Source organism: bacterium, from assembly GCA_037200965.1.
Taxonomy (GTDB): domain Bacteria; phylum Patescibacteriota; class Minisyncoccia; order Phycocordibacterales; family Phycocordibacteraceae; genus C7867-001.
Genome location: JBBCGK010000001.1, coordinates 744,191 through 763,727 on the forward strand (window position 1 = coordinate 744,191; position 19,537 = coordinate 763,727).

Consider the following 19,537-nt stretch of genomic DNA (forward strand, 5'->3'; position numbering starts at 1 on the left):
ACACTATGGCGAAAACGTACCGAATCTATCTCACCGACGACGACCGCTTCCTGCTTGATATGTATGCGGTCAAGTTCAAAGGCGCGGGACACGATGTAAGCGCGTTTCAGGGCGGCGAGCCGCTGCTCGGGCAGCTGCGCTCCGCTCCTCCTCCCGACGCGATCCTCCTCGACATCGTCATGCCCGGCATGGACGGCTTTCAGGTGCTTGAGGCCATCAAGAAGGAGAATCTCGCGCCGGGGGCGAAAGTGATCATCCTTTCGAACCAGGGGCAGGACAGCGATATCGAGCGCGCGAAGGCGCTCGGGGCCGCGGGCTATATCGTGAAAGCTTCGGCTATCCCGTCCGAAGTTCTCGCGGAGACGATCGCGATACTCGAGAAACAATAACGCCGCCATGCCTACCACTCACATGAAGGAATTGCTCGACACCGTCATCGACGAAGGCGGTTCCGACCTGCACATCTCGGCGGGGAACCATCCGGTGCTCCGGATCGCGGGCGCGCTCGTTCCCCTGATGCAGCGGCCGGTCCTTACGGCCGCGGACACCGACGCCCTGCTTGCGGAAATACTTCCTCCCGAGCGCCTCGCGGCTTTCAAGGAGCATCAGAGCATCGACTTTTCATACGCGCACGGGACCAAGGGACGCTTCCGCGTGAACGGCTACGTCGTCGCGGGGACGACCGCTATCGCACTCCGGCTTATTCCGCACACGATCCGCACCTTCACGGAACTTAACCTGCCGCCCATCCTCGAGGTGTTCGCGCAGCGCCAGCAGGGCTTCTTCCTCGTCGTCGGACCCGTGGGGCAGGGGAAGTCGACCACGCTCGCGGCCATGATCGAGCGCATCAACGAGACGCGCGCCGAGCACATCGTCACGATCGAGGATCCGGTCGAGTACATTTTCGAACCGAAGAAATCGCTTATCCACCAAAGAGAGGTGCGCGTCGACACGCCGAATTTTCCGACCGCGCTCACGGCCGCCTTCCGCGAGGACGTGAACGTGCTCATGGTGGGGGAGATGCGCGGGCACGAGACCATTTCCGCCGCCGTCACCGCCGCCGAGACCGGGCACCTCGTCTTCTCGACGCTCCATACGAACGACGCGGCCCAGACGGTCGACCGCATCATCGACATGTTCCCGGCGAACCAGCAGGGGCAGGTGCGCGTGCAGCTTGCGGGATCCCTCGCGGGCATCTTTTCCCAGCGCCTCGTGCCGCGGATCTCCGGGGGCCTCGTCCCAGCCTTCGAGCTTCTCATAAACAACAGCGCGGTTTCGAACCTGATCCGCGACGGGCGTACCCACGAGATCAGCACCGTGATCCAGACTTCTTCCCAGGAGGGAATGATCGACATGGACCGCTCGCTCGCCGAACTCGTCCGCAAGGGCGAAGTCACCGTCGAGCATGCGTACGAGCGCGCGCTCGATCCGAAGACGTTCGAACGGTATCTCTAAACCATGCTTTTTAACTACCACGCACTCGACAAGGACGGGCACGAACGGGAGGGGACCATCGAAGCCCTCTCGATGGATGTCGCGGTTTCCGCGCTCCAGCGCCGGAGCCTTATCGTCTCCTCGATAGCCCCCATAGAGAACAAAGGGATCCTCGGTGTCGAGATATCTTTTTTCAAGGGCGTCTCGAACAAGGATGTCGTGATTCTCTCGCGGCAGATCGCGACCTTGTTTGAGGCGCAGGTATCGGCGCTCCGCGTTTTCCGGCTCATCGCTTCCGAGGTCGATAACAAATATCTCGGCGAGGTGCTGACCCAGGTCGCGGACGATCTGCAGGGCGGAAGCCCGATCTCCCGGGCGCTCGCGCGCCATCCGAAGGTCTTCAGTCTTTTCTACGTGAACATGGTGCGCGCGGGCGAGGAGTCCGGGAAGCTCTCCGACACGTTCGTGTATCTCGCCGACTACCTCGACCGCAACTACGCCGTCGTCTCGAAGGCGAAGAACGCCCTTATCTATCCGGCGTTCGTCATCGCGACCTTCATCGCGGTGATGTCGCTCATGCTCACGCTCGTGATCCCGAAAATCAGCGCCATTCTCGTCGATTCGGGGCAGCCGATCCCTATCTATACGAAGATCGTGATCGGGCTCTCGGACGCGATCACGCACTACGGCATCATCCTGCTTCTTATAATCGCGGCCGCCGTATTTTTCGCATACCGCTCGATCCAGACGCCGGAAGGGCGGTTGTTCTTCAACCAGCTGCTCCTCTCGGTTCCGTATCTCGGCGGGCTCTATAAGAAGCTCTATCTCTCGCGCATCGCGGACAACCTCTCGACCATGCTTCTCTCGGGCGTTCCCATCATCGAGGTGGTCGAGATCACGGGCTCGGTCGTCGGAAGCGCCGTGTACGAGGATATCCTCAAGCAAGTTGCGACCGACGTGAAGGGCGGAGCCTCGCTTTCTGAAGCGCTCGGAAAGCACCCGGAGATCCCGGGCATCATGATCGCCATGATCCGGGTCGGCGAGGAGACGGGCGAGCTCGGCAATATCCTCACGACTCTCGCCAAATTCTACGAGCGCGAGGTGACGACCGCGGTCGATACGCTCGTCGATCTCATCGAACCGATCATGATCGTGATGCTCGGCCTTGGCGTCGGAACGCTTTTGGCCGCCGTGCTCATCCCGATCTATAATCTCGCGGGCAGCTACTAGGCTTTTTATCCACAGGGTGCTTACTTATTTGCGCCGCGCTCTGTACAATGATGGGAACGGCCATTCTTATTACTAAGCCGCATATCCATTTTTATCACCATGACCAATTCCCGTACACTCGCGCTCCGGGGCTTCACCCTCATCGAGCTTCTCGTCGTGATCGCCATCATCGGCATTCTCTCTGCGGTGGTGCTCGCTTCCCTTAACACCGCGAGAAGCAAGGGGAACGATGCGGCGGTGAAATCGAACCTGGTGACCGTCCAAACCCAGGCCGAGCTCTTCTACGACAGCAACGGCAGCAAATACAATACGGACGGCTCGACCGGCGTTGCGGTTGCGACCTGTCCGACAACCGGCGCGACGATGTTCGCCGCGGACCCGACTATAAAGGCGGCAATCGCGGCCGCGACAAGCGCAGGCGGCACGGCGGTCTGCTATATGAAAACGGACGGCCAGGCGTATGCGATCCAGGTTCCACTTAAGGCAGTCGCGAACACGTATTGGTGCGTCGACAGCACGGGCCAGGGCAAGCAGGAGGGCGCGGCGATGGCAACCGGTGCGACCGCCTGTCTCTAGCATTTCTTAAAGAAAAGAGCAGCAAACGGCCTCAAGAGAGGCCGTTTGCGCGTTATACTTGACTCCGTGGAAGTTCTTCTCCCCATCTTTTTCTTCTGTCTCGGCGCGATCATCGCGAGCTTTATGGGCGTTGTCGTCGAGCGGATCAATACCGGGGGATCGTGGGTCGGCGGCCGTTCCCGCTGCGATGCGTGCGGGAAAACGCTTCGTGCGTTCGATATCGTTCCGGTTCTTTCGTACGCTGCGGCGCGCGGGCGCTGCCGGATGTGCGGCACGCGCGTTTCCTGGTACGGAAGCGCATCCGAAATAGTTCTCGGAACGCTGTTCGTTCTCGCATATCTCAAGCTCGGCCTCTCAAACGGACTTCCGGTCTTCCTGTTCCTTCTTTCGTCCCTGCTCGCGACCGTGCTCTATGACCTCCGTCATATGTTCGTCCCGCGGCCGTTTTTCCTCGCGGTAGCGGGAAGCGCGCTCGTATTCGCCGTACTGGTTGCGCCTTCAGCCATGATGCTTGGCGCATGGCTTCTTGGCGCGACCGCCATCGGTCTCGCGTTCTTCCTCCTGTTCTTCCTTTCCGGCGGGCGCGCCATGGGGCTCGGGGACGCACCGATAGCGCTTTCGCTCTCGCTTGCGGCCGGTTCCGCAGCGCTTTCCGGCCTCATCTTTTCCTTCTGGATCGGCGCGGTTGTCGGCATAGGGCTCTTGGTGCTTGTGCCGCGTACGCGTAGAATGGGGGTCGAGGTGCCTTTCGTCCCGTTTCTCGCCGCCGGCTTCCTCCTCGCCTACTTCACCACATGGGAACCCTTTTCGATCATCGCGTCGTTGCTCGGTACGTAACCGGCATAGCCCGTGCCCGCGGCTTCACGCTGATCGAGATGCTCGCGGTGCTCGCGATCATCGTCATCATCACCGCGATCGCGTTTACCGGCCAGAGCATCTTCAACCGGACGCTTACGCTCGCGAACACCGCTTATAACGTCGCGCTTTCGATACGCCAGGCGGAAAACTACGGCATCGCGAGCCGCACGTTCGGGTCGGTGCGAAACGCGGGGTACGGCGTGCGCTTTGAGGCGGCGGTCAAAAACGCGTACTATTTCTATGCCGACGTGAATCCGGTCCCGGGCATCTCCGGCAACTGCCACTGCGCGGACACGAATTGCGCCGCGCTCCCGGACGCGAAGCCCGGGAACTGCGTCTATGACGCGTCGTACGGGACGCCCGTAAGAAGCGAACTCGTGAGCCAGTATACCTTCGGTTCCGGCATCAGCGTCAAGGACTTCTGCGGCACGGCCGCAAGCGGCGGCGCAACACACTGCGCGGCGGCGGCTCCAAACGACCTCCGGGCGCTCGATATCGTCTTCGTGCGGCCGAACACGCAGGTGACGCTTACCGCGACCCAGAATAACGGCACCCGCCTGCCGCTCTCGCAGGCAACCGTTTACCTTGGCGCCGGTACCGGGCAGCGCTGCGTGACCGTGAGCGCGATCGGCCAGGTGTCGGTGCCTCTTGCCTGCCCATGATGACTTCCCGCACCCGGGGCTACACGCTCCTTGAAATGATCGTCGCCGTCGCGATTTTCGCGGTGGTGATGCTTCTTGCAAGCGGCGCGTACTACACCCTTATCGCGCTCGCGCGCGACGCGCGCGCGACCACGAACGCCGTCAACACGCTCTATTTCGCGGTCGAGGACATGACCCGCTCGATACGCACGGGCACCCAGTACTGCACGACGGGCTGCTTTCCCTCCTCCTTTTCTTTCGTCGACGACGAGAACCGGACCGTCACGTACAGCAAGAACGGGACGACCTTGTACCGGAGCGTCGCGGGAGCGGGCGGGACGGCGCTCACCGGCGTACTTACCGATCCCAACGTGACGATTACCAAACTCGATTTCAGCCTTGCGAACCTGGGCGCGTTCCCGCAGCCGAGAGTCCGCATCATCATCCAGGGATCGGTCGAGACGGGTCCGGGAAAGACGCAGTCCTTTTCGCTTGAGACAAGCGCGACCCAGCGCACGCTTGAGGCCGGCAGCGGACTATAGCCATGAAAGCCTTCACGCTCGTCGAAACCCTGGTCGCCGTCACCATTCTCACGATCGCCATCGTGGGCCCGTACTCGTCCGCCCAGCATTCGCTCATCGCCGCGCTTGCCGCGCGGGATCAACTGACGGGCTCGACGCTCGCGGAAGAGGGGGTCGAATACGTGCGCAGCGTCCGCGACAGCAACTATTTCCTCGGCGAGCCGTGGCTTGAAAACCTCGACGCCTGCACGCCGGGGCCCTGCGTGATCGATCCCACCGACAACACGGAAAGCGGGGTCATAAAGCCTTTGACACTTGACGCGAACGGCGTCTACAGCCAGCGTGCGGTCTCGGCGGCGAACAAGGCGACGATCTTCACGCGGACCGTGAGCCTTACGCCGATACCCGACGACGCCGAGAATCCGACGGAGGTGCTCGTCACGGTTACGGTAAGCTGGAAGGAGCACGGCACGCCCTTTAGTGCGAAGATATTCGCGCACCTCACGAACTGGCAATGAACACTTTCACCTTCCGTTCCCGCGCCTTCACGCTCCTCATCTCCGTCGTTTTCACGTCGGTCGTGCTCGCGGTCGGGCTTTCGCTCGCCGTCCTCGCCTACAAGGACGTCGTGCTTTCTTCCTCGGCCAAGGCGTCGGCCTACGCGTTTTATGCGGCCGATTCCGCGCTCGAGTGCGCGCTCTATGCCGACCAGAAGGAAGGCGCGTTCGATTATGACGTTCCCGCGCCGAGCATCACGTGCGGAGGCGTCGGCTATCCGATAACGCCCGTCGCGAAGAATTCGTCGACGAGCACCATGACGGTGCCGGATACCGCAAGCGGCGCATTCATACGGCTTGACGGCGGTACTACCTGCGCCGCGATAACCGTTTTCAAGGGCGCACCGCCTGCAGGACACACCCAGATTTTCGCGACAGGCTACAGCAGCTGCAACATGAGCGATCCGCGGCTTCTCGAGCGCGGTCTCCGGTCGTTCTACTAAACGAAAACAAGCGGGCCTGATACACTTGAGGCATATGGGAGCCTCATTAAAAGCACGGAAACGGGCGCAAAAGCTCCAGGAAACCATCGCGCAGTACCGGGAAGCCCAGCACCTCAAGGACGAGTCGCCCATTTCCCCGGAAGCGCTCGACTCCTTAAAGCACGAGCTTGCGGAGCTCGAAACCCGCTATCCGGAGCTTATAACCAGGGACTCGCCGACGCAGACGATAGCGGGAGGTATTTTGCCCGAGCTTAAGAAAGTACGGCATACGATACCGCAATGGTCCTTAAACGACGTATTCGACGAGGAAGAGTTCATAGCTTTCGATGAGCGAGTACGCAAAGGCGGCGAGAAATTCCTCAAGAATGCCGGAGCTCCGGCATACTGCCTCGAGCTTAAGATCGACGGGCTGCATATCGTGCTCACCTATCAAAAAGGCGCTCTCGTCCTTGCGGCGACCCGGGGCGACGGGGTCGTGGGCGAAGACGTGACGCATGCCGTCCGCACCATCGCCTCCGTGCCGAAGGTCCTTGCGCGGCCCGTCGATTGTATCGTCGAGGGAGAAATATATATGACCCGAAGCGGGCTCAAAAAGCTCAACAAAGAAAGGGAAAGGGAAGGCGAGCCGCTCTTCGCGAATCCCCGGAATGCCGCCGCGGGGTCGCTTCGGCAGCTCGATTCCTCCATTGCCGCTTCGCGTCCCCTGGCCGCGTTCATCTACGACCTTGCCGAGTCGAACGATACGCTTCCTGACACGCAGTACGGCGAGCTCGCATATTTGAAGGAGCTCGGGTTTCCGGTGAACCCGCATACCGAGCGTGCCAGGAGCGTTGACGAGGTACTGGCATACTGGAAGAAATGGCAGGGGAAGGCGCGGGAGAAGGAAGATTACCAGATCGACGGCATCGCGGTGAAAGTCGATTCGAGGGCGCTTCAGGAAGCGCTCGGATACACGGGCAAGGGACCGCGCTTCGTGGTCGCGTTCAAGTTCCCGGCGGAGCAGGTAACGACCGTCGTCGAGGACATAAGCCTCCAGGTCGGGCGCACCGGCGTGCTTACGCCCGTCGCGCATCTCCGGCCCGTTTCGGTCGCGGGCTCGACCGTCGCGCGAGCGACGCTCCATAACGAGGATTTCATACAGGAAAAAGACTTGCGGATCGGCGACACGGTGATACTCCAGAAAGCGGGCGACGTGATTCCGGAAGTCGTGCAGGTTCTTATGGAACTTCGCACCGGCAAGGAAAAGCCGTGGAAGTTCCCGACGCACTCAAGCCTCTGCGCGGGAGACGGCAGGATCGAACGCATGCCGGGGGTTGCGGCGTACCGGTGCGTAACGCCGGGATCGTTCTCCCAGCAATCGCGGAAACTTGTCCACTTCGCCGGGAAGTCGGCGCTCGATATCGACGGGCTCGGGAAGAAGACCGTGCTTCTGCTTATGGAGCACCAGCTCGTTTCGGAGGCGGACGAATTCTTCGAGCTCACCAAAGACGAGCTGCTCGCGCTTCCGGGATTCGAAGAGACGAAAGCGGAGAATCTCCTGCGGGCGCTTCGCGCCGCTTCCCGCGTCTCACTCCCGCGATTCCTTGTCGGTCTTTCCATTCCGCACGTGGGGGAAGAGACAGCGCTCCTGATTTCCCGCGCGTTCCCGTCGCTTTCAAAGTTGCGGGCCGCTTCTCCCGAAGCGCTTGCGGATATTCCGGGCGTCGGGCCGATTCTCGCGAAGTCCGTATCCGACTGGCTTTCCGACAGGAAGAATCTCGATCTTCTCGCACGTCTTGAAAAGCATCTGGCGATCGAACCGCCTCCCGCCGCCGCCAAAGGCCCTCTTTCCGGCCTCTCCGTCGTCCTTACCGGAAGCCTACCCTCTCTTTCAAGAGGCGAGGCGGAAACGCTCATCCGCAAGGCGGGCGGCACGCCGACCGGCTCGGTATCGAAATCGACCGCGTTCGTGGTCGCGGGGGAGGAGGCGGGTTCGAAGCTTGCGAAGGCTCATAAGCTTGGGGTTCCGGTGCTTTCGGAGGCGGAATTTATGAAACGCATCGGGTCTTAATACTGTTTTGACGAACCTTTCCCGAAAGGGCATACTGCCTGCGGGTTGAATATCGGCGCAACAGAGGGAGTTACCGATGAATATCGCTACCATCATCCGCGTTAGCGGGGTCGTGCTTCCGGATGTCGTCGACCTGATCGGTCGCGGCACGGATTTCTGGAAAGGACCGCTCGATGGCGACGGCCGCGACGGGGACTACGTCCGCGACCTGATCGCGTGCGACCTCGCCGAGATCGATACGCTTAAGCTTACCCATGACACGTTCTTGGTCGCCCGCGAAACGGCGATGACGGGTCTCGAGCGCTTGCAGCGTCTCGAAGCGCTCCGGCACAAGGGCTGGTTCATTCCCGGCGCGGCGCTCGCTCTCGCGTTCAAAGAGCGCCCATCGCTGTATCCGTCGCTCTGGAAAGAACCCGTGCACGGATCCGCGCTGGTCATTTCCTTCGACGGGCAGGTGTTCCGGAGCGTCACGGGCAAGCCTTGCACGATCCATTCGCACTGGGACGGAAGGCGCGTCAATCTCCATTATTCCTCCCTTCTCGCGGAACGCGGCAGGCGCAATCCTTCCGCGCTTCTCAAGGCCTCGTGATCCCGAAACATCGTTATGGGCCTCGTACCGGCAGCGGTGCGGGGCTCATAATCTTTACCCGCACCGGACACGTGATAGAGTGGCGCTATGGCGACGAAGGAAGACGTGCAAAAGCTCGCAAGCCTTGCCCGCATCAGGGTGGTCGAGGAGGAACTTCAGAAATTCACCGAAGAATTCGACTCCATTCTCGCGTACGTGGGGAAGCTCGAGGAGCTTGCGATCGATACGAAAGGGGCGCAGGGGCTTCCGGCGCTCCGGAACGTATTTCGCGAAGACGGCGAACCGCACGAGTCCGGGGCGTACACCGGAAAGCTTGTCGAGGCATTTCCCGGGAAGGAGGGCAATCTGCTTTCCGTAAAGCAGATCATCACGCATGACTAAGCCGAACGAACTTTCGATAACGGAAGCCGCGCGCGCTTTGCGCGCCGGGGAATTCTCCGTGCGCGAACTCTGGGATGCGTGCGCCTTAGCCGCGCGCGAAAGGAACCCGGAGCTCAATGCCTATCTCGAATTGTTTGAAGCGGACGAGGAAGCGATAGCGTCCGCGCAAAAGCGCATCGACGAAGAAGGGGATGGGGCGCCCATGCTCTGCGGCATTCCGCTTGCGATCAAAGACAACATCATGATCGAGGGCAGGGTCGCGAGCGCCGCCTCGAAGATGCTTGAGAATCACCGGGCGGCGTATGACGCGACTGTTATCAAAAAGCTTAAGGAGGCGGGCGCGCTCTTCGTCGGCCGCACGAACCTCGATGAATTCGCGATGGGAAGCTCGACCGAGAGTTCCGCATTCGGCCCTTCAAGAAATCCCTATGACACCTCGAGAGTTCCCGGCGGTTCTTCCGGCGGCTCGGCGAGCGCAGTCGCCGCGCATATGGCGCTCGGCGCGCTTGGGACCGACACTGGCGGATCCATCCGGCAACCCGCGGCGCACACGGGCCTTGTCGGCCTCAAGCCGACTTACGGTGCCGTTTCCCGTTCCGGCCTCATCGCGCTCGGCAGCAGCCTCGACCAGGCCGGGCCTCTTGCGAAAACCGTTGCCGACGCGAAAGCGATCTTTGACGCGATTCGCGGCGCGGATCCGCTTGATGCGACCAGTGTCCCGAACGGACTGTATGCGCCGCGAGCGCTTAGCCAAACGCTTCGCATCGGCGTGCCGCGCCATCTGCTTGAATCGGGCATCGACGAAGACGTAAAGGCTTCTTTTGAGGCCGCCCTTGCCGTTCTCCAGAAAGCCGGGCATCAAATCGTCGACGTGTCGCTTCCGACGAGCTCCTATGCGCTTCCCGTGTATTACGTCATCATGCCAGCTGAGGCGTCGACCAATCTCGCCCGCTACGACGGCATACGGTACGGTCTTGCGAAACGCGGCGAGACGCTGCTTTCGGACTATATCGAAAGCCGGTCAAAAGGGTTCGGTCCCGAAACGCGCCGCCGCATTCTTCTTGGCACCTTCGTACTTTCTTCCGGTTATATCGACGCGTATTACCGCAAGGCGCATGCGGCACGCACGCTTCTGACTTCCGAATACGGCGCGGCGTTCGAGGCGTGCGATGTGATCGCGTTTCCGACGACGCCATCCCCGGCATTCAAATTCGGCGAGAAGAGCGATCCGGTTTCCATGTACCTTGAAGATATCTTTACGGTCACGGCGAACCTTACAGGCATGCCGGCAATTTCCGTCCCTATGGGGACCGTGGAGCGGGATGGAAAGGCCCTTCCGGTCGGCATCCAGTTCACCGCACCCAAGGGCGGGGAAGACTCCTTGTTTACAATCGGCGCGGCTGTGACCACATAGCGGTTATACTTAGGGAATGCAAACCACGGGCGACGTCAACTTTCTCAACCTCGAGTGGTGGTTCCGCCTCATCTACGAACTTGCGTTCGGCTCCCATTCCTTCTCGTCCGCCGGTTTCGGCGCCTTCCTTTCGCGGGTGTGGCTGTGGGTGACGGTCGTCGGCTCGATCGTCGCGGTTCTCTCGCTCGTCGTAATCGCGTATTGCATCATGCGGCTCTTCGAACTCCGGAAGAAGGAATCCGAAGCGCTCGGGCCCGTTATCCATCTCGCAAAAGATAACGGTGCGAATCCTCGCTGGGTCCATATACAGTCGCTCATGGACGGCGCGAATCCGAGCCAGTGGAGAGAAGCGATACTCGAAGCCGACATCCTGCTTGAGGATATGCTTAAGGAGCAGCGCTATACGGGCGCCGGAGTGGGGGAGATGCTTAAACAGGTTGAGCGCTCGGATTTCAATACGCTCGACGCGGCGTGGGAGGCACACCGGGTCAGAAACGACATCGCGCACCGCGGCTCTACGATCGAGCTCACCGAACAGCTCGCCCGGCGTACCATCGCCAAGTATGAATCCGTATTCAGGGAGTTCGACATGATTTAGGGCGGCGGGTTGCAAAGCCCATTTTAGAGGTGTAGTCTTGGTGTATAGCGGAACAGATGAGTAGCTATTCCGTGGGGAAGAAATCAGCGTGTGCCTACTCAAAAAGACAGCGGGGTAGAGGAGTGGTACCTCGGGAGGCTTGAATTATTCGGGCGTGCGCGCGAGCAATTGCGCGTAAGATCATCTGCCAAATTCGGTGAAACCCTCCTGCGCGAAAGCACAGACGGCAACGCCGAGCCAAGCCCTAAGAGCAATCGAAGGGAAGGTGTAGAGACTAGACGGTAGACATCCCGCAGGGGATGAAGGCATAGTCCAGACCACAAATCATTCGTGCGAGAGCGGCGAAAGCCGTAGTGGTAGGCATAACCTCCAGACTCGGGTTCGAATCCCGACCCCGCAACAAGCTTGTGATAGTGGAACCCAGACCGGTGCGCCTGCAAAAGCAGTTCAGTATCGGTCCGGATCAAAAACAGAAAAGACGCCCACGGGCGTCTTTTCTGTTGGAATATAAATAAAAGGAGCATATAAACGACAAGGCCCCGATATACATCGGAGCCTCTAGGCGTCGCACTTTATGCAGACTTTCGTCTACGATACGCTGGAATATTCAATCCGCCATACATCTTGCGGTACTCGGCTGTATCCACTTCGGGATCGCGGTCAAGTCGCTCGTAAATAACGGACGAGAGAAAATACGCCACTACTTTGCGGAGACACTCCACAGGCGAACTCCAAGTCTTCGCAAACTCAATCATTTCCTGTGGAAGAACCATAAACGCTTCGTCTTGTTCGAGCGCTCCCATGATTTTGCCCAGGGTTTCCGGGCTCATCTTGGCAACGTCACCTGCGAGCAGGCCAGGAAAAATCTGGTGGAGAAACAAATGGCGCTTGCCAAGCTGATAATCCTCCGGGTAAGGCTGATCGTAGACTTGGTCGAAGCGATTGCGACGAATCAGGTCGTTGGTGAGGTCTTCAATGTACTTCCTCATTTTTATCTCCTTTCAGAGATTTCCCGCGCCCGAAAATTCGGTTCGCACTAGCCGGAAATCCGGCACAGCGAAGGGAAGCAGAGGGGCTTCCTGGGCGGTCCGACGGGTCATGCCTGTCGATATTTACTATATACCATGCCATGACACTATAGTCAATAGCCGATGGTGGGGCATTCAGACTCAGTTGGCACAGCTCCCATACCATGGAAGCTATGTACACTCTCAAACAGATACCGAGCGAAGCGCAGATTCGGAAGTTCTTGCGCCGTACGCTCTTCGGCAAGAACGTGTTCTGTCCTTCGTGCCGGTCACGAAGGATCGAAAAGCAACAGGAGCGGTATCGGTGCCGCACGTGCCGCATCCGCTTCTCCCTCACCTCGCACACCTGGCTCTCGAATCTGAAGCTCCCCCTCGAGCAGTGGTGGGTGCTGCTCTGGTGCTGGACCATACAAGAGCCGGTACGCCAAGCCGTCACGCTCTCTGGCCTTCCGGAACGCACGGTCAGGCGTTGGTATGCCACCTTCAGGCTCCATTTGCCCCAGGAAACCCATGTGCTCGAACGTATCGTCCAAATGGACGAAGCGTACTTCAAAAACGCCGCGCTCGTCATGGCCAAGCAGAAAGGTACGAGAAAGCTCGCCTTCGAGGTATTCCACGGCAGGTACCCAACCAAGACTGATGCCGTCTCATTCCTGTTCGAGCATGTGGCGCCGGGAAGCGAGCTCTGGACCGATGGCGGGTCGATATACAAGAACATCAGCCAACGCTGGCCGGTGTCGCACCAGCGAGATATTCACTCCAAATTCGAGTTCGAGCACACCTCTGAGATCGAGGGAATGTTCGGGGTATACCGCACCTTCGTGCGCAGGATGTATCATCATCACTGGAGCGAGAACTTGGAGGAATACGTGAGGGAATTCTGCTTCAGATTTTCCTCGCCGGAAATCTTCAATTCGCCCCGTATTTACTTAACGAAATCACTCACGCTTGTGCCAACTTGTTCTTAATACCCCGATGGTGGTTCCATACCGGCCCGTCTCGGTCGTCTGCAAAGAGATCGAAGGTCTTCTGGAAGGCAGGTAGCTTCATATGTTGAACAGTGGGCGGAAGAGCGGCACACAGAGTGCCGCTCTTTTCCTTTGCATGTCGTCACTAAGCCAGGGGACATGACATCAAGGGGAGCCCCTCTCTCGTTTTTCGAGCATCCTGTGCGTTGGCACAGAACAGAGCATCAAGACAGGGCATTCCTGAAAAGGGTATCTGTGGCGTATACTGTGGCTACTTAATGCGGGTGCGTTAAGGGCCGGGTTGCGACGGCGTGGAAGCCGTTATTCACGTTAGCAACTTACCTTCTGCACTATGAACGATTCCATGGGGATGATGGTCGGCGGCGCCATGATGCTGCCCTCCAAGAATATCGTCGAGAATGCGATGATGGCGAACAACGTCACGACGCTCGTCGCCGCCGTCAAAGCGGCGGGGCTCGCCGAGACGCTTTCCGGTGCCGGGCCCTTTACCGTCTTTGCTCCCACAAACGATGCGTTCGCGAAACTGCCCGCGGGTACCGTCGAAACGCTGCTCATGCCGGAAAACAAGGAACGGCTGGTTGGCATTCTAACGTACCATGTCGTGCCGGGCTCCTGGATGGCGGGCTCCCTTGCCGAAGGGGAACAGAAAGTCAAAACGGTGAACGGCAAGGAGCTCACGATCACCAAAAAGGGCGGGACAGTGTGGGTAAACGAAGCGATGGTAGAGATGGCGGACATCGTTTCTTCAAACGGCGTTACCCACCTTATCGACACGGTTCTGATGCCGTAACTTTCCGGCTCGTCCTCCGGATACCGCGAAACCGCCGTCAGGCGGTTTCGTCGCGTTACGAAAGAGCCGCTATCGCTTTCACTGCAATCCCGTACGGATATGCCCCGTACCAGGCATCTGTCTGATAGATGGTCATACGCATATTTACTTTCGATCAGGGAACCGTATCCGCATTCTCGTGCCTTCGCCGAGCTCGCTTTCGACGGCGATCGATCCGCCCTGCTGTTCGATGATGCGCTTCGCGAACGCGAGACCGAGGCCGGTGCCTCGCGCGTCATAGGGTGTGTTCTTGCCGCGGTAAAAGCGCTCGAAAACGCGTTCCCGGTCCTCCGGCAGGATGCCGATGCCCGTATCGGATATGGAGAGCTCGGTTCCGCCGTCTGCCCGCGCGAGCGCGATCCGTATTTCTTTACGGCCTTCGGCGCGCATGTACTTGACCGCGTTGCTCGCGATGTTCATGACCGCCTCGCGCAGCCGTTTTGCGTTTCCGCGGACGACGATGCCGGGCTCGATGGCGCTCGTGACCTCTATGCCGCGCGGCGCGGCGATGATAACGAGTTCCTCCGCGATCTCCGCGCACAACTGCGTAAGCGGGACGTCTTCCGTCCCCTCGCTTGCGGCCTGGTCGAGGTTCGCGAGCGACAGGAGGTCGTAGATGAAGTTCGAGAGCGCCGAGAGCGACTGCTCGAAGCCCGCAACCTCGCCGTCGTTCACGAGAATGCGCTTCAGCCGTTCGATCTTGGTCTGGAAAATGGCGAGCGGGGTCTGGAGATTATGGGAAATATCGTTAAGCATCTGCCGCTGGCTTTCCTGCGCCCGGCGCAGTTCCTCGGTACGCTCCGCGACTTTTTGCTCGAGCTCTTCGGCATGCCGCTTGACCTGCTCGTACAGGCGGGCGCGCGAAAGCGCGGTCGCGGCCTGGTACGCGAACGTGGCGAGCAGTTTGGCGTCCTCGCTCGTGTACGCGTCTCCCGATCGTTTCTCGCCGATGCGTATGGCGCCGACGGTCGCGCCTTCGAACGCTATCGGCACGTACATCGTTCTTCCGCTCGGGTCTTCTTCATCCGCGTCCGAATCGGGAACGGAGATGCGGACGGACGATGCGCGGAAGATGGTAATAAGCGCGGCCTCGGCCCTGGCGGTGAGTTCGCCGAAGTCGACGCTCGTGTAGAGCACCTCGCTCAGGTTCCGGAGCGCCTCGGCATAGTCGTAGGTGTCCTTGAAGAAAATCCTGTCGGTCATCCTGCGGAAGCAGCGCTCAATGAGGGGAGCGCTGAAGATGCCGACCGCGGCCGTGACGGTGCCGCCAAGGAATGCGGCGGTACCCGACTGCGCCCCGAGCGAGCCGAATGCGGTGATGGCCACGAGATAGAACCCGGTGATAAGACCGAGAAGCGCGCTGTAGATAAGACCGCGCTGGATGACGACGCGGATATCCATGAGCTGATGCCGGACGATGGCGTAGGCCGTAAGGGCGACGAACGCGATCGAGGAGGCCGGTCCAAGCAGGTTGAGCTGGTACATGCCGAGATACGGGAAAATGAGATCGAACACGATGAAGCTTCCGGCAAAAATGAATATGCCGACCGCGAGGTAGAGGATCTGCATCCGCTGCTTCCCGCGCGCAACGGAGAGATTCCGGCTCAAAAACCACAGCGTCGCGGACACGTGTCCGATATTGGCGAGCGCGTAGACGGGAAAGAGGGGCCCGAGAATCGCGTGGATGATACCGTTTTCGTCGACGACGATGCCGAGTATGTAGAGGCCGAACGGCAGAAGGAGCGCCGTACACGCAAGCGGAAGGAAGAACCAGGCGAATCGGAATGATACGGGTTCCCGGGAAGCGAAGGTCCGCGCGAAGAGCGTCATGCCAAAGAGCATCACGATCCCGCCGCCAAGCGCCATCTTGTCGAACGCGAAGTTGTGCGTGACATAGAGAAGCGAAATACCGGACATCCAGAGCGCCGTGCCAAGCACGAACGCGAAGAAGGACATGTTCACGACGTTTTTCGGGTTCTTGGAGAGCACGAGCGCGCCGATAGAGAGATTGACCGCGGCGATGGCGAACAGGATCGCCTGTTCAAGACCGAGCGTAATCACGGGCAGATGCATATGGTTCTTATATATTCGCACGCTTTGAGGCAAAAAAATGCGCCCCGGGAATCTCCGTGGGCGCAAGTACGCATGTGGTTATTCCCCGAACGCCTGCCGGAGTTCCATGAGATAGAGCGTCGGCACGGGAGGCTCGGTGAAGTAGAGCATCCCCGCTTCGCCGACCATGGCAAGCACTTCGTCCGCGCGGAGCCGGGCATTCCCGATTTCCCGGCAGACGATGCCAAGTTCGCCAAGACGCTTGACGCTGTACGGCTTCGCTTCGATGAGCATGTGCCGCTTGCCAAGCTCGTACGCGACGCGCATGGCCGTACGGACCAGGAGATTCGATACTCCCGGCGCCGTCGCGATCCATCTCGTCCCCTGCACGATGTACGGACGGTCGAAGGGATACGGCGCGTCCTTCGGATCGAATGCGTAACGGCCTTCGATAGGGAAGGGAGAAGCGTCGGCCATTCCTTCAAGCACGATACTTCCGACGATCGCGCCCTTGGCGCGGGCAATGAAGATAAGCCCGCGCGTCGGGGGAGGCTCGCATTTAAAGCGCTCGCGCATCACCGGCTCGATATAGCCGATCGCTTCGAGGCGCTCCGTTTCGGAAAGGGCGAGGGAGACTTCAGCGCCGGACTGCACGGGGCACCCACCCTTCCGAGACGACCTTCGCCTGCATGGTTGCGGCGTCGAACTGCATATATCCGGCCATCGGAGGTACGTGCGCGATGTTGCGCCTGACGCCCGAATTCCGGAGCAAATGCAGGAGGACGCGGTTCGCGAGAAAACCCGCCGCCATTATCGGATTCGTAGCGATGATCGGCGCTTTCCCTTCCTCGAAGATCCGGCGGTAGAAGGCCGCGGCGTTCGCTTCCGCTGTCTCCGGGCTGTATTCCGGAAGATCCGGAACCACCGCTCCGAGAATCGCTTCCGCGATCATGCGCCCCGCCTCCGTATCGCCCGCGCCAGCGCTCGCGCGCAGCCGCTTCGCTTCTTCGTAGCCGAATCCGACCGCTTCTTCCATCGTCATGCTCTGCGGCGTGTAGAGGAAGAGGTTAGTGCAGAATCCGACCGTGTTGCAGTTGAAGAGCGGTACACCCTCCGCCCTTCCCCGCTCATGGAGCAGGATGCGCGCGTCAAGCGTGAGGAGCTCGATCTCGTCGAGCACCACGTCGCAGCCCGCAAGGAAGTGATCGACGGTCGTCTCGTCGATTCCCTGCGGATAGACGACGACCGTCGTGTCGTCGGTGACTTCGCGCGCATCGCGCGCGGTCGTGAGCGCCTTCGACATGCCGACCGTCCGGCGCTTCGCGCCGAACTGCCGGTTGATATTCGAGACATCGAACGTCTCGCAATCGGCCGTACGCACTTCGCCGACGCCCGCCCGCAGGAAGGCTGGCAGAAGCAGCCCTCCCATCCCCCCGCAGCCGGCGATGCCGACGACGGCGTCCTGGAGCATGGCCTGCTCGTTTCTCGTGATCCAACCCCAGTTCCGGTCGGTGCGGTTGCGGTAGTACTCTTCGTCTGCGTCTTTCGGAAGCAGCCGAAGCACGCTTGCTTGCGGCAGATCTTCCGGGATGTCCATCCCCTCGATAACCGTAAGCGAATTGTGTTGCCCAGACATCAGATAGCTCCTTAGGTTTGCGATACGGCCCTGACAGAACAAGACCGCTCCCGATCATAGGAAGCGCGCGCTTCACGCCCGTTCAAGCGCCGCTCACGTTCCGCTTCGCTTGAAGTGAACGGTGGATGATTCGTGCATAAAAATGCGTCCCGCCGAAGCGGGACGCAAAGAAGGGCGTATGCGGTCATTTCGTTCCGGTAACGATAAGCGCATACGGCTGGACGCTTGCCATCCGCAGAATCGCGACTTCGTCCTCGTCGCGTGCGGTTTCGAGCAGGCTGGTGAGCGCGCTTCGCGGCGCGGTTACGGGAAGAGCGCGTGCGTTTAAGAAGCCGCATGCGCCGAAGAGTTTTTCAAGACTCTCTTTCGGACGCGGGTAAAGCCGAAACGCTTCCCCGAGCGTCGAGAACGTTAGCCCGCCCGGCACTTCGTTCAAAGCGAAGAAGCATGCGGCAAGGACCGTACCTCCGGGGCGTAGCACGCGCCACTGCTCCGCAACCGCGGCTCCTTGTTCCTCGTACGGCAGGTAGTTGAGCGAATGGAAAGAAACCGCCGCATCGAAGGACTGGTCGGCATAGGGAAGCGCGAGCATCGAACCTTCCATAAGCGGGAGCCCGCGCGCCGTTCCGCGCGCGATGAAGCTTGGCGAGAGGTCGATGCCGCGGCAGATGGCCCCCGTTTTTTCGAGCGCCTCGACGAGACCGCCCGAACCGCAGCCGACATCGAGCAACGTTTTTCCGGCAAGCGAACCGAGCCGTTCCGTAAGCATGGCCGCGATATCCGGATACGCGATCCTGTCCTTGAACGCCGCGGTCTGCCGGTCGTAGCGTTCTCCCGCGCGCTCGTAGGCATCAAGCGCGTCTTGTTCATATGCACGCATCGCACATCACTCCTCAGGTTTGGATGGTGAACAATCTGCTCCAAGCCTATGCAGTGCGGCATGAAGAAAACGTGCGCTTCGAATGAGGCGTGCGTAAAGTTCCGTTCAATATCAGCGCGCTTCGATCTTGTAGCCTCTGCCGGGCACGGTGCGGATGAGCCGGTCCTTTCCGGTGTCGCCGATTTTCTTCCGGAGGCTCAGGATGTGCGATTCGATGGTGTTCGAGAAGATGTCGATATTCATGTCCCAGACATGCTCGAGGATCATGCCGCGGGAGAGCACGATGCCTTCGTTTTTCATGAGGTATTCGAGCAGCATAAACTCCTTGCGCGTGAGGGTGATCGATTTCTTCCCGCGCGTCACCGTGCAGCCCTTGGTGTCGAGCGTCAGGTCTTCCACCCTGAGGACTTCCTTTTCGATGGCCGCCGGACGCCGCAGAAGCGCGCGGATACGGGCTAGAAGTTCCTCGAGCGCGAAAGGCTTTGCGAGATAATCGTCCGCCCCGGCATTCAGAAGGGCGATTTTCCGGGTCGTGTCGGTTTTGACCGAGACCACGAGTATCGGCATGGTCTTGCCGCTCGCGCGTATCTCGGTGCATACCTGGAGCCCTTCCTTCTTCGGCAGCATGTTGTCGAGCACGACGAGATCGTAGTCGTTTATCCGGCCGAGATACGAACCTTTCTCGCCGTCTTCGGCGATGTCGACCGCGAAATACTCGGACTCGAGCGAGTCCTTGAGAAAGCGGGCTATTTTCGGTTCATCTTCGACAACGAGTATTCTCATGCCAGGAGGTAGTTAGGTCCCGTCTTCCTCTTTATCTCGCCATCATCA

The 19,537-nt window shown here is 60.0% G+C and carries 22 protein-coding genes; 16 read left to right on the forward strand and 6 right to left on the reverse strand.

The genetic code is table 11. The annotated features are described in order from the left end of the window. Positions 1-5 precede the first annotated feature (5 nt). From WDN10_04365 to WDN10_04430, 14 genes are all read left to right on the forward strand, one after another. Positions 6-389: a response regulator gene (locus WDN10_04365; protein ID MEJ0053925.1), complete on the forward strand. Its 384-nt coding sequence runs from the start codon at positions 6-8 to the stop codon at positions 387-389. Between the two features lie 7 nt (positions 390-396). Then, complete coding sequence (locus tag WDN10_04370) at positions 397-1,455, forward strand: PilT/PilU family type 4a pilus ATPase (GenBank protein MEJ0053926.1); 1,059 nt, start codon at positions 397-399, stop codon at positions 1,453-1,455. Between the two features lie 3 nt (positions 1,456-1,458). Further along, a complete protein-coding gene (locus WDN10_04375) occupies positions 1,459-2,664 on the forward strand; it encodes a type II secretion system F family protein (GenBank protein ID MEJ0053927.1) in 1,206 nt (401 codons plus the stop codon). Between the two features lie 99 nt (positions 2,665-2,763). Beyond that, positions 2,764-3,240 carry a type II secretion system protein gene (locus WDN10_04380; protein MEJ0053928.1) on the forward strand — a complete coding sequence of 159 codons (477 nt, stop codon included), beginning with the start codon at positions 2,764-2,766 and terminating at the stop codon, positions 3,238-3,240. Between the two features lie 66 nt (positions 3,241-3,306). Further along, complete coding sequence (locus tag WDN10_04385) at positions 3,307-4,077, forward strand: prepilin peptidase (protein ID MEJ0053929.1); 771 nt, start codon at positions 3,307-3,309, stop codon at positions 4,075-4,077. Continuing rightward, on the forward strand, positions 4,035-4,760 hold the full coding sequence (locus WDN10_04390) for a prepilin-type N-terminal cleavage/methylation domain-containing protein (GenBank protein MEJ0053930.1): 726 nt from the start codon (positions 4,035-4,037) through the stop codon (positions 4,758-4,760). Before WDN10_04385 ends, WDN10_04390 begins: the two co-directional genes overlap by 43 nt. Further along, complete coding sequence (locus WDN10_04395) at positions 4,760-5,281, forward strand: type II secretion system protein (GenBank protein ID MEJ0053931.1); 522 nt, start codon at positions 4,760-4,762, stop codon at positions 5,279-5,281. The genes WDN10_04390 and WDN10_04395 overlap by 1 nt, the downstream gene beginning before the upstream one ends. A 2-nt stretch (positions 5,282-5,283) precedes the next feature. Beyond that, positions 5,284-5,778 (forward strand): hypothetical protein, encoded by a 495-nt coding sequence (locus WDN10_04400; protein MEJ0053932.1) that lies wholly within the window; start codon positions 5,284-5,286, stop codon positions 5,776-5,778. Further along, a complete protein-coding gene (locus tag WDN10_04405) occupies positions 5,775-6,260 on the forward strand; it encodes a hypothetical protein (GenBank protein ID MEJ0053933.1) in 486 nt (161 codons plus the stop codon). Before WDN10_04400 ends, WDN10_04405 begins: the two co-directional genes overlap by 4 nt. Before the next feature lie 34 nt (positions 6,261-6,294). Next, entirely contained in the window at positions 6,295-8,310 is a 2,016-nt protein-coding gene (gene ligA / locus WDN10_04410) for an NAD-dependent DNA ligase LigA (protein MEJ0053934.1), read from the forward strand. 76 nt (positions 8,311-8,386) lie between these two features. After that, positions 8,387-8,899, forward strand: coding sequence for a hypothetical protein (locus tag WDN10_04415; GenBank protein ID MEJ0053935.1), 513 nt, complete (start codon positions 8,387-8,389; stop codon positions 8,897-8,899). A gap of 87 nt (positions 8,900-8,986) precedes the next feature. Next, the gene (locus WDN10_04420) at positions 8,987-9,280 is read left to right on the forward strand and encodes an Asp-tRNA(Asn)/Glu-tRNA(Gln) amidotransferase subunit GatC (GenBank protein ID MEJ0053936.1); all 294 of its coding nucleotides are present in this window, start codon (positions 8,987-8,989) and stop codon (positions 9,278-9,280) included. Next, a complete protein-coding gene (gene gatA, locus WDN10_04425; protein ID MEJ0053937.1) occupies positions 9,273-10,694 on the forward strand; it encodes an Asp-tRNA(Asn)/Glu-tRNA(Gln) amidotransferase subunit GatA in 1,422 nt (473 codons plus the stop codon). The genes WDN10_04420 and gatA overlap by 8 nt, the downstream gene beginning before the upstream one ends. A 16-nt stretch (positions 10,695-10,710) precedes the next feature. After that, positions 10,711-11,292 (forward strand): hypothetical protein, encoded by a 582-nt coding sequence (locus WDN10_04430; GenBank protein MEJ0053938.1) that lies wholly within the window; start codon positions 10,711-10,713, stop codon positions 11,290-11,292. A 572-nt stretch (positions 11,293-11,864) separates the two neighbouring features. Here WDN10_04430 and WDN10_04435 read toward each other — a convergent pair. Continuing rightward, positions 11,865-12,281 (reverse strand): hypothetical protein, encoded by a 417-nt coding sequence (locus WDN10_04435; GenBank protein MEJ0053939.1) that lies wholly within the window; start codon positions 12,279-12,281, stop codon positions 11,865-11,867. A 212-nt stretch (positions 12,282-12,493) separates the two neighbouring features. Here WDN10_04435 and WDN10_04440 point away from each other — a divergent pair, with 212 nt between their 5' ends. After that, positions 12,494-13,288 (forward strand): IS1595 family transposase, encoded by a 795-nt coding sequence (locus tag WDN10_04440; protein MEJ0053940.1) that lies wholly within the window; start codon positions 12,494-12,496, stop codon positions 13,286-13,288. A gap of 352 nt (positions 13,289-13,640) precedes the next feature. Next, positions 13,641-14,099 (forward strand): fasciclin domain-containing protein, encoded by a 459-nt coding sequence (locus WDN10_04445; GenBank protein ID MEJ0053941.1) that lies wholly within the window; start codon positions 13,641-13,643, stop codon positions 14,097-14,099. Between the two features lie 144 nt (positions 14,100-14,243). On the opposite strand, the gene WDN10_04450 is transcribed toward WDN10_04445, so the two are convergent. The 5 genes from WDN10_04450 to WDN10_04470 form a co-directional block, all read right to left on the reverse strand. Next, complete coding sequence (locus WDN10_04450) at positions 14,244-16,211, reverse strand: ATP-binding protein (GenBank protein MEJ0053942.1); 1,968 nt, start codon at positions 16,209-16,211, stop codon at positions 14,244-14,246. A 78-nt stretch (positions 16,212-16,289) separates the two neighbouring features. Then, positions 16,290-16,844 (reverse strand): hypothetical protein, encoded by a 555-nt coding sequence (locus WDN10_04455; GenBank protein MEJ0053943.1) that lies wholly within the window; start codon positions 16,842-16,844, stop codon positions 16,290-16,292. Further along, complete coding sequence (locus WDN10_04460) at positions 16,828-17,826, reverse strand: ThiF family adenylyltransferase (protein MEJ0053944.1); 999 nt, start codon at positions 17,824-17,826, stop codon at positions 16,828-16,830. Before WDN10_04460 ends, WDN10_04455 begins: the two co-directional genes overlap by 17 nt. Before the next feature lie 184 nt (positions 17,827-18,010). Further along, positions 18,011-18,706 carry a class I SAM-dependent methyltransferase gene (locus WDN10_04465; protein ID MEJ0053945.1) on the reverse strand — a complete coding sequence of 232 codons (696 nt, stop codon included), beginning with the start codon at positions 18,704-18,706 and terminating at the stop codon, positions 18,011-18,013. Positions 18,707-18,817: 111 nt separating this feature from the next. Next, complete coding sequence (locus tag WDN10_04470; protein MEJ0053946.1) at positions 18,818-19,489, reverse strand: response regulator transcription factor; 672 nt, start codon at positions 19,487-19,489, stop codon at positions 18,818-18,820. Between the last annotated feature and the right edge of the window lie 48 nt (positions 19,490-19,537).

Coding starts and splice junctions, on each gene's coding strand:
- WDN10_04365 (MEJ0053925.1), top strand. CDS start 6: ATGGCGAAAACGTACCGAATCTATCTCACCGACGACGACCGCTTCCTG.
- WDN10_04405 (MEJ0053933.1), top strand. CDS start 5,775: ATGAACACTTTCACCTTCCGTTCCCGCGCCTTCACGCTCCTCATCTCC.
- WDN10_04460 (MEJ0053944.1), bottom strand. CDS start 17,826: ATGTCTGGGCAACACAATTCGCTTACGGTTATCGAGGGGATGGACATC.
- gatA (MEJ0053937.1), top strand. CDS start 9,273: ATGACTAAGCCGAACGAACTTTCGATAACGGAAGCCGCGCGCGCTTTG.
- WDN10_04450 (MEJ0053942.1), bottom strand. CDS start 16,211: ATGCATCTGCCCGTGATTACGCTCGGTCTTGAACAGGCGATCCTGTTC.
- WDN10_04445 (MEJ0053941.1), top strand. CDS start 13,641: ATGAACGATTCCATGGGGATGATGGTCGGCGGCGCCATGATGCTGCCC.
- WDN10_04465 (MEJ0053945.1), bottom strand. CDS start 18,706: ATGCGTGCATATGAACAAGACGCGCTTGATGCCTACGAGCGCGCGGGA.
- WDN10_04420 (MEJ0053936.1), top strand. CDS start 8,987: ATGGCGACGAAGGAAGACGTGCAAAAGCTCGCAAGCCTTGCCCGCATC.
- WDN10_04380 (MEJ0053928.1), top strand. CDS start 2,764: ATGACCAATTCCCGTACACTCGCGCTCCGGGGCTTCACCCTCATCGAG.
- WDN10_04430 (MEJ0053938.1), top strand. CDS start 10,711: ATGCAAACCACGGGCGACGTCAACTTTCTCAACCTCGAGTGGTGGTTC.
- ligA (MEJ0053934.1), top strand. CDS start 6,295: ATGGGAGCCTCATTAAAAGCACGGAAACGGGCGCAAAAGCTCCAGGAA.
- WDN10_04440 (MEJ0053940.1), top strand. CDS start 12,494: ATGTACACTCTCAAACAGATACCGAGCGAAGCGCAGATTCGGAAGTTC.
- WDN10_04400 (MEJ0053932.1), top strand. CDS start 5,284: ATGAAAGCCTTCACGCTCGTCGAAACCCTGGTCGCCGTCACCATTCTC.
- WDN10_04375 (MEJ0053927.1), top strand. CDS start 1,459: ATGCTTTTTAACTACCACGCACTCGACAAGGACGGGCACGAACGGGAG.
- WDN10_04435 (MEJ0053939.1), bottom strand. CDS start 12,281: ATGAGGAAGTACATTGAAGACCTCACCAACGACCTGATTCGTCGCAAT.
- WDN10_04470 (MEJ0053946.1), bottom strand. CDS start 19,489: ATGAGAATACTCGTTGTCGAAGATGAACCGAAAATAGCCCGCTTTCTC.
- WDN10_04395 (MEJ0053931.1), top strand. CDS start 4,760: ATGACTTCCCGCACCCGGGGCTACACGCTCCTTGAAATGATCGTCGCC.
- WDN10_04390 (MEJ0053930.1), top strand. CDS start 4,035: ATGGGAACCCTTTTCGATCATCGCGTCGTTGCTCGGTACGTAACCGGC.
- WDN10_04370 (MEJ0053926.1), top strand. CDS start 397: ATGCCTACCACTCACATGAAGGAATTGCTCGACACCGTCATCGACGAA.
- WDN10_04415 (MEJ0053935.1), top strand. CDS start 8,387: ATGAATATCGCTACCATCATCCGCGTTAGCGGGGTCGTGCTTCCGGAT.